This window comes from Sulfurimonas sp. (assembly GCF_032250635.1).
Taxonomy (GTDB): domain Bacteria; phylum Campylobacterota; class Campylobacteria; order Campylobacterales; family Sulfurimonadaceae; genus Sulfurimonas.
This window is the reverse complement of the sequence record NZ_JAVVFL010000075.1, coordinates 1-9,461: the sequence shown is the minus strand read 5'-3', so window position 1 is coordinate 9,461 and position 9,461 is coordinate 1. Positions and strand designations below refer to the sequence as shown.

7 protein-coding genes are annotated in these 9,461 nt (G+C 40.7%); 2 read left to right on the top strand and 5 right to left on the bottom strand.

The window, feature by feature from the left end; all coding sequences use genetic code 11:
* Together RQ763_RS05960 and ccoG are read right to left on the bottom strand one after the other, a co-directional pair.
* Positions 1-845: DUF748 domain-containing protein (locus tag RQ763_RS05960; protein WP_314151749.1), on the bottom strand; the 845-nt coding region annotated here is incomplete at its 3' end.
* A gap of 57 nt (positions 846-902) precedes the next feature.
* Positions 903-2,336: a cytochrome c oxidase accessory protein CcoG gene (ccoG, locus tag RQ763_RS05955; RefSeq protein WP_314151747.1), complete on the bottom strand. Its 1,434-nt coding sequence runs from the start codon at positions 2,334-2,336 to the stop codon at positions 903-905.
* Between the two features lie 169 nt (positions 2,337-2,505).
* Here ccoG and metH point away from each other — a divergent pair, with 169 nt between their 5' ends.
* On the top strand, positions 2,506-5,997 hold the full coding sequence (metH, locus tag RQ763_RS05950) for a methionine synthase (RefSeq protein WP_409932362.1): 3,492 nt from the start codon (positions 2,506-2,508) through the stop codon (positions 5,995-5,997).
* A gap of 112 nt (positions 5,998-6,109) precedes the next feature.
* Positions 6,110-6,691 (top strand): YceI family protein, encoded by a 582-nt coding sequence (locus tag RQ763_RS05945; RefSeq protein WP_314151744.1) that lies wholly within the window; start codon positions 6,110-6,112, stop codon positions 6,689-6,691.
* A gap of 46 nt (positions 6,692-6,737) precedes the next feature.
* On the opposite strand, the gene RQ763_RS05940 is transcribed toward RQ763_RS05945, so the two are convergent.
* The 3 genes from RQ763_RS05940 to RQ763_RS05930 form a co-directional block, all read right to left on the bottom strand.
* Entirely contained in the window at positions 6,738-8,249 is a 1,512-nt protein-coding gene (locus RQ763_RS05940) for a YifB family Mg chelatase-like AAA ATPase (protein ID WP_314151743.1), read from the bottom strand.
* A gap of 83 nt (positions 8,250-8,332) precedes the next feature.
* The gene (gene def, locus RQ763_RS05935; RefSeq protein ID WP_314151742.1) at positions 8,333-8,860 is read right to left on the bottom strand and encodes a peptide deformylase; all 528 of its coding nucleotides are present in this window, start codon (positions 8,858-8,860) and stop codon (positions 8,333-8,335) included.
* Between the two features lie 17 nt (positions 8,861-8,877).
* Positions 8,878-9,461 (bottom strand): GGDEF domain-containing protein (locus RQ763_RS05930; RefSeq protein WP_314151741.1); only part of this gene is annotated, 584 nt, incomplete at its 5' end.

The following is a 9,461-nucleotide window of genomic DNA, read 5'->3' as shown; positions in this document are numbered from 1 at the left end:
TCATTTTTTTCTTGAGGCTTTACTCTTAGGTTGGTTAGTCTCAAGCTGGCATTATCAATCTTTGCAGCATTGAGATCATCTAGATTAAAATGGTAGTCGGCATTTAAGAAGATGGTTCCATCCGCCACCTCAAGACCTATCTTATCTTGAATATATTTCCAGTTTGTATATAGCTTCACGGCATCAAGTTTAATATTTCCATCCAATTTAAGAGGGCTTAAACTTAGCACATCTCCTCTAAAAGCGATCTCCCCACCGTCACTAAGACCGGTATTAAATCTAAGAGTTGCACTGCTTGAATCAATATCTTTTGTGTCAATATTTATCAATTTAAAACTAATGGGAGTAAGTGTGAGTTCAAATTTACTGCTCGGATTGAAATCTTCGTAGCTCAAACTTCCGTTTTCAACCGTAAGTGTGTCAAAAATGACTCTGGGAAGTCTCAGCGGCTCTTTGTCAATCTCATCTGCTGGCTCATCTGCTCTATCTTTTAGAATTTTACTGAAATTAAAGAGACCGTTTTTGTAGTAACTCAGCGAAATTTGGGGTCTTTGAAGTACAACGCTCTTTACATGAAGAGCAGCCATAAAAAGCGAATGGGGTTCTAAGTCTATAAGAAGCATATCAAGTGATGCAATCTTCTCTTCATCCAGTGTCTCAAGCAGCACGCCTCTGACTTGCATCTTAAAATTGAAAGGGTTAAAGTAGACGTCATCTACTGATAGTTTTGAGTTTGTCTCCTGCGCTGCAATATTCTCAATCTGAGACTCTACAATAGGGGGGAGGAGTATAAATCCAAAAAGCGTGTATAAAACAAAAACAGCGAGTAAAATTTTCTTAAACATTGGCAGACCTTAAAAACGCAACTTCTAAAGTCTATCCTATTGTTTTTTAAACTACTATTATTTTGCTTCCTCAATAACATCTGCTCTTGGATATACAAAAGTAGCCTCTCTATAGACCACTATCTCATCCTCACGCCCCACTGCATAAGCGCGTATAGTAATAGGAATAATCGTATCATGTCTGGCATCATCCGCCAACATATCATAGGTTCTAAGAACTACGATTTTCTTCTTCTTTACATCAGGCGTAACGCTAAAAGAGTCCGAGGGTTTTACTATTTCGAGTTTTCCTTTTACATCTTTTGGCAGCGTGACGTCAAAGTAAAAATCCATCTTCTTATTTTGCGTATTTTGTATTAAAAAGACGTAAGCGTTATCAACGGCAACCCTTCCATCAGCCTCTTTTGAGACTGAGTAGAGTCTATTTTCCTTGTTTATGTTTAAAAGTATATGCTCTTTATTGCTCCCCATAATAACCATTCCTATCGCCAAACCGATTAAGAGGAGAATGTAGGCGACCACAGTTGGACGAAAATATTTTGTTTTGCCCTTTTTATCTATTGTCTCATATTCACTTGACCATGTAACAAGCGAAGGTTTGCCAAGCTTACCCATAACAACGGTACATGCATCTACACACTCCAGACAGTTGATGCACTCAAGCTGAAGTCCTTTACGGATGTCAATGTGTGTAGGACAAACGGTTACACAGCTCTCACATGCCGTACACTCTGCATGCGGTTCTACTGCTTGAAGATCTTTTTGCTTTGTAAAAACCTTCTCTTTGGCTTCGTTATAAATGTGCCCGCCGCGGTTAGTGTTATAAAGAGCCATAACAGTATTCTCATCATATAAAACAGATTGAATCCTAGAGTACGGACAGACATAAATACAGTAATCCTCTTGCAAAAAGACTATGTCATAGATAAGAAAAAGTGCAGATGCCAGAAGCGTTCCGACTAAAATCATATGATCAAATGGATCGGCTAAATAGGCAAAAAAATCCTCAGGCGGAACAAAAAACCAGATAAGATTTGCGCTCGCCACAAAAGAGAGCACCGTCCAAATCAGAATCGCTACTCCTCTTTTGAGCTTGTTCTTTGGGATGCTCATATCCGGTTCTTGCTGCTTATTTTTAATGCGTTTTCTAAGGTGAAGCAGTTTTGTCTCTAACAAATCACGGTAAATTACTCTAAAAATGGTCTGGGGACATATCCACCCGCAAAAAACACGTCCGCCTAAAACGGTCATGCCAAAAATCCCCAAAAAAAGTATCATTAGAAGAAACGGTAAAAGGTATAACTCCTGCATGTCGAACTGAACAAATGCAAGATGAAGCTCCAATTTATCGAAATTTAGTAAAAAAAAGTGGTTTCCATCAATATTTATCCAAGGCAGAACCAAGGCTACAACTGTTAAAAAAGCAAATAAATAGTATCTCTTGTATCTCCACGGAGTCGGTAGTTTCAAGCCGACACTCTCATCTTTCATAATAACTCCTGCTTGTTTTTTGACAACATTATACCAAAATATTATTTTTAATTAGATGACATAATAATAATTATAATATATTAGACGATTATTGAAAGTCTCTTTTATGCTCTGATTTGATAGAATAGAGCCAATATTTATTCTATATAAAAGACTTTTAATGACAACAATACCAACAAAAGAGTATATCTTAAAAACTATAAAAAATAGACCGCTCATTATTGACGGTGCTATGGGTACGCAGCTCCAGCAGCGTGATGAGAAGATTCCAAAAGAGGCCTGGGAAGGGAACGAGGGGTGTAACGAACTCCTCAACACAACCTGCCCTGAAGTTTTAAGCGAGATTTTCCACGCCTACCTTACTGCCGGTGCAGACCTTCTCACGACCAATACATTCGGCTCATTTTCTTGGGTTTTGGATGAGTACGGCATTGGGCATCGAGCGTACGAACTCACCCGTGCAGGTGCAGAACTTGTAAAAAATGAGTGTGCAAAGTTTAGCACACCAGAACATCCTCGATTTGTTTTGGGTTCTATCGGACCAGGGACAAAACTCCCATCACTTGGACACATAGCTTATGATGAGATGTATGAGGGTTATACAGAATTTTGTCTTGCGCTAATTGATGGCGGAGTCGATATCTTCTTACTTGAGACCTGCCAAGACCCTCTTCAGATAAAAGCTGCTCTTCACGCATGTCAGGAAGCCTGCAGACAAAGAGAAGTAGAGATTCCCATTATGGTCTCTGTCACCATTGAGCTAAGCGGGACGATGCTCATAGGAACGGACGCTGGAACAATAGCAACTATTTTAGAGCCTTTTGACATCATCTCACTTGGATTTAACTGCGGTACTGGACCGGAGCAGGTTGAAAAGCATGTAAAGACTCTGAGCGAATTGTGGAACAAACCCATCAGCGTTCATGCAAATGCAGGACTTCCACAAAACCGCGGGGGCTACACATACTACCCGATGGGACCTGATGAGTTTGCTGATAAACAGGAGAACTTTTTAAAATATGACGGCGTAAGCTTTTTAGGCGGATGCTGCGGAACAACGCCTCAGCATATCCGCGCTCTTGTAAACAGAGTTTCAAACATTGCGCCAAAAGAGCCCTCAGGAGAGCAAGAAAATGCTCTCGCTTCACTCTTTAACACCGTTTCACTTACACAAGAGTCATCAGTACTGCTTGTCGGCGAGAGAAGCAATGCAACGGGTTCTAAAGCGTTTCGTGAGCTTCTTTTAGCTGAAAATTACGAGGGAACACTAAGCGTTGCACAGCAGCAGGTAAGAGTCGGCGCGCATGTCCTTGATGTAAGCGTGGGTTTTGCAGGGCGCGATGAGACAAAAGATATGAACCGCGTCATGAGTCTCTACGCGCAAAAGATAGCACTTCCAATTATGCCGGATTCTACGCAGACGGCAGCACTTGAAGAGGCGCTCAAGCTCATCGGCGGAAAACCCATCATAAACTCCGTAAACCTTGAAGACGGCATAGAGAAGTTTGACACGGTTTGTGCTTTGGCTAAAAAATTCGGAGCCGCTCTTGTTTGTCTTACCATTGATGAGATAGGTATGGCAAAAACAGTTGAGCGCAAACTCGAAGTTGCCGAGCGCATCTATGAACTCGCTACCAAAAAGCATGGCATAAGAGCCGAAAACCTGGTCTTTGACCTACTTACTTTTACGCTTGGAAGCGGCGATCAGGAGTATGTGGATGCCGGTATAAACACCATTGAAGCGATACGAGAACTGCGCAAAAGGCACCCTGAGGTCGGGGCGATTTTGGGACTCTCCAACATCTCTTTTGGACTTGACAAAGATGCTCGCCCCTACCTCAACTCTATGTTTTTACATCACTGTACAGAGGCGGGACTTACAAGCGTAATCATTAACGTACAGCATATTATTCCAATCAACAAAATCTCAAAAGAGGATCAGGAGATATGCGACAACCTAATCTTTAACCGCAAACCAAATGCTGCTGCACTTTTTGAGTTCATAGAGCACTTCAGCACAAAAGAGGCGGTTGACAATCAAGCGGTAGATGAGGCATATCTTGCCATGAGCGATGAGGAGAAGATTGCAAAACTTCTTATGGACGGTGACAAAGAGAGAATGATTCCGCTCGTTGAAGAGGCACGCCATAAAATTGCGCCCCAAAAGATTGTAAACGAGATACTCATTGACGCTATGAAGGTCGTAGGAGAGCTATTTGGCTCCGGTCAGATGCAGTTGCCCTTTGTTCTTCAAAGTGCGGAGACTATGAAAAAGACTGTTGATTACCTCAACCCTTACTTGCCAAAAATAGATAAAAAGGTAGATACGGTACTCATCCTCGGAACAGTCAAAGGGGACGTTCACGACGTAGGCAAAAATCTTGTAGATATCATCCTCTCAAACAACGGTTATAAAGTCATCAACTTAGGAATTAAAGTAGAACTTGAGTATTTTGTAAAAACTCTCAAAGAGTCAAATGCAGATGCAATCGGGATGAGCGGTCTCTTGGTAAAATCTACTCAGGTTATGAAAGATAATCTTGAAGCGCTACAGAGAGAGGGGATAAAAATCCCGGTTCTACTCGGCGGTGCTGCACTTACCCGCTCCTTTATAGATGACTTTTGCCGTCCATACTATGACGGACCAATCTTTTACTGCAAAGATGCATTTGATGGCGTAACATCGATGAGCCGCATTGAGGCAGGAAATTTTGATACCGATTTACATGGCAAAGATAGTGAAGAGAAGATTGTAAAAATTAAAGAGGAGGTAGTTATTCCGCCGTTTGAGGAGCTAAAGATGCCTTCTCGCGATGTTGAAGTGCCTACTCCGCCGTTTTGGGGCAGACGCGAGCTTAAACTTACGCCTCAGCAGATAGAGATGGCGTTTGAGTGGATCAACCATAAACTTCTTTTCAAATCCCGCTGGGGATACAGCTCAAAAGGTCTAACTAAAGAGGCGTATCAAAAACAGCTTGACGAGATCATCTGGCCTGCATATGAGAGGCTAAAAGCACAGTTTCTAAATGAAAAACTCTTTGAACCGACCATTCTTTACGGCTACTGGCCATGCAGAAGCGATGATGACACGCTTCTTATATTTGATGAGAGTGAAGGGTATAACAGCGAGAGCGAAATAAACCGTGAACCGCTTTATGAAGTTATTGGAAGAGCAAAAGAGAAGTTCACATTTCCAAGGCAGTCAAAACAGCCGCACCGCGCACTTAGCGACTTTTTTCATAGAGACAGACACGACGTTGTGGCATTTACATGCGTAAGTGCCGGCTCAAAGCTTAGCGAAGCCGAGAGAGAGATTTATGCGAGAGGCGAATATACCGAGTATTATCAGTTTCACGGACTCGGTGTCGAGCTCGCAGAGGCTCTTGCAGAGATAGTCCACAAGCAGATAAGGCTTGATCTCAACATATCAAAAGGTGAAGGCAATAGTTTGGGAGATGTACAGATGAACAGATATCAGGGGTCAAGATACTCCTTTGGCTACGCGGCATGTCCCGATCTTGAACTCAACCGCCCGCTCTTTAATCTTCTTCGCCCTGAAGAGTTCGGGATTGAACTCAGCGAGACATTCCAGATTCATCCTGAGCAATCAACTTCAGCACTGGTAGTCTATCATCCAAGTGCGACCTACTACAATATATAAATCAACAACTTTTTGTACTCCCGCTTAAATTTTGTCATTAATTGACAAAATTAACGGTGCTTTAGCACTACTTAATACTATAATGGCTTAAACAAAATAGAAGGATTTAACAATGAAAAAAATAAAATTTATGCTTTTGGCAATAGCAGCGGGAGTAAGTTCACTTTTTGGAGGAGTTTACAATGTTGATGCTTCTCACACCAATGTCACCTTCTCGGTTAAACACATGATGATTACTACGGTAAACGGAGAGTTTGAAAAGTTTGATGGCAGTTTTGAACTTGATGATGAGACAAACAAACTTGTTGCTCTTAAGGGTGAGATGGATGTTGCTTCAATCAATACAAATATTGCAAAAAGAGACTCTCATCTAAAATCAGATGAGATTTTCAATGCCGAAATGTACCCTAAAGTTACTTTTGTATTAGAGAAAGTAGATGGCGATAAAGCGTACGGAAAACTAACCATAAAAGGGACGACAAAAGATGTTGTACTTGAATATGAGTTTGGCGGAACTATTACAGATCCATGGGGCAGACAAAGAGCAGGACTAAGCCTTGAGGGAAAAATAGACAGAAGAGATTACGGCATCACATGGAATCAAGCACTTGAAGCCGGCGGTGTCGTTGTTGGCGAAACAGTTAAGCTCAACATTGAGATACAGGGTATTTTAAAAGCTGAAGATGATTTTTAATATATAAACCAAAATCTTCTACTCTCTAAAAAGCTGGGGTTTTGCCCTAGCCTCTTCTCCTATAACTCAAAGCTTCTAAAACATGTCTTTTCTCAATAATATCGATTCCCTCTAAATCAGCAATAGTTCGTGAGACCTTTTGAATCTTTTTTATACTCCTGAATGAGAGAGCGAACTTCTCAACTGCCATGTTTAATACATTTTTTGCATCATCATCAAGCACACAGTACTTCTCAATCTCATCATCATTTAGCTTTGCACTAAAACGTGTCTGTCCTCTTAGTTTTGCTCTTTTATGAACCTCTATAACTTGAGAGTGCATCTCTTTTGAACTTATGGTTACTTTATCTTTTGAACTTACCTGCTGCATTACAACGCAGAGATCAATTCTCTCTAAAAACGGGTCGGAGAGTCTGTTTTTGTATCTTTGAATCTCAAGTTCACTGCATCTGCACTCTTTTTGCGAATTTAAAAGATTGCCACAGGGGCATGGATTCATAGCACTTACAAAAAGAAAATCACTCGGATATTCAACTTTTGAATTTACTCTTGATATTCGTATTTTATTATCCTGCAGAGGTTCACGTAAAGCCTCTAAAACCACTCGAGAGAAGTGGGGAAGTTCATCAAAAAAGAGAATTCCCCTGTGTGCCAAACCCACCTCCCCGATTTTTGCCTTGTGACTTCCCCCTCCAAATATACTTGCCGTAGTTGATGAGTGATGAGGAGCACGAAAGCTTCTAAGAGGCCTGAACTCAGGCTCTTTTGCTTCAAGAGCGTCAAGTTTTGCAATTTCTAAAATATCATCACTGCTAAGAGGAGGCAATATATATCGCAATCTTTGCGCAATCATACTCTTTCCGCAACCGGGGCTTCCCTCAAGAAGCAGGTTGTGAAATCCCGCTGCGCTTATAAGCGCTGCTCTCTTTGCAACCTCCTGCCCCTTAACATCTAAAAAATCCTCTTTATACCCCTCATCAAAATAGTACTCCTCTTCATCAATTACATAACTTGGATAATCTATCTTTTTATAGGTGCAATTTGGCACGGCATCGACATAGTTTTTAAGAAGCTCTATCGCTTCCTCCAGCCTCTTTACCCCGTAAAACTCAACTCCGCATATCTTAGATAGTTTCTCTAGGCTCTCAAAAGGAACGACCGCTTTTTTGATAATTTTCTGATTTGCAAGAGAGAGCATAAGCGGATAGAGCTGGATATTCTCTTTTACAGCTCCATCAAGCCCCAATTCTCCAAAAACAAACCACTCGCTCAGATCATCCTCGAGATAATCAAGCGCGATTAAGAGGGCAATGCTCAAATCAAATTGACTCCCCTCTTTTTTAACATCGCTCGGGGCAAGATTTATGGTAATTCTTTTTGGTGGAAAGATAAATTCGTTACTCAGTAGTGCAGATTTTACGCGCTCTTTTGCCTCGTTTATGGAAGCACTTGCCATCCCAACCACGCTAAAGGACGGGAGCCCTTTTGTGAGCGTAGATTCGACATGTACGACTTTTGCTTCTATGCCTTCATAGGTGGCGCAGGAAACCATTTTCATAACATCAACCTCTATTAAATTGACCCTATTGTACTACTAGTATGATTATTTGTTACAAAATATGGCAGTTTGCCATAAAAAAGTTAGGATTTAGAGAGCTTTTTCTCTTTTTGTACTCTCTTATACTCTTTTTCAAATTTCTTTCTTCTTGAGTATGAGAGTTTATCTATAAACAGAACACCCTCTAGATGGTCTATTTCATGCTGGATAGCAATACTTAGCAGTCCATACGCTTCTATCCTTTTTGTATTACCGTCCCTATCTTGATAATTAACGGTTATGCTCTCATATCTATCAATATCTTCATAAAAGCTCGGAACGCTAAGGCATCCCTCCTGATAAGTCGTCACTCCGCTTGTCTGGGTAATAACGGGGTTTATCATCTCAATAAGCGTATCGATTGATTGTTCATCATCTTCATCGGGAATATTTAAAATAAGCGCTCTTTTGGCATGCCCGACCTGGATTGCGGCAAGACCTATTCCGTTTGAGCCTACCATTGTCTCATACATTGCATCCAGGAGTCTGTGGAGCTCTTGGTCAAACTTTACGACACTTTTAGACTTCTCTTTTAGTCTTTTATCCGGGTACTCTACTATTGTTAACTTCATTTTCTATATAAGTAATACTAGCTGTTTCTAAGCAAAACCGCATAGTCCAGATTTGGATTTTCATAAGCCTTTTCAACACCGTCCATTGAGCTAACTATAATCTCCTCCACAGAGTGATTCTGGGTAACATCAGTAATGCCTATTGATATTTTAAGCTGAATTTCGCGGTCTGCTAAAAAGAAGTTGGAGTTTGAGACAAGTTCACACAATCTCTCGCTTGCTTTTTTTGCACTCTCTATATCTGTATGCTTTAGAAGCATTGTAAACACACCGTTACCGTAGTGAGCCACAGTATCGCTTCTTCTTGAAGTTTTTAAAAGAAGTCTCGCAACCGTTTTTGTCATAAGCATAATCGCTTTTTCGTTGTTAACGCTTGCTTTTAGGTCACGTGCGAGTTCAATCATAATAAGAGAACTTTTATGTTTAAACTTTTTAATAAGCTCAATCTCTTGTTCTATTTTCGTCATTAGGTAACGTTTGTTATAAACGCCATACTGATTGTCAAAAATGGTCTCATTCTCAACATTTTTTATTATCTTGGCAGTTTCATCATATGTAGTCTTAATTGTGCTACTCTGTTTTTTCAAAATTGCATTAAGTT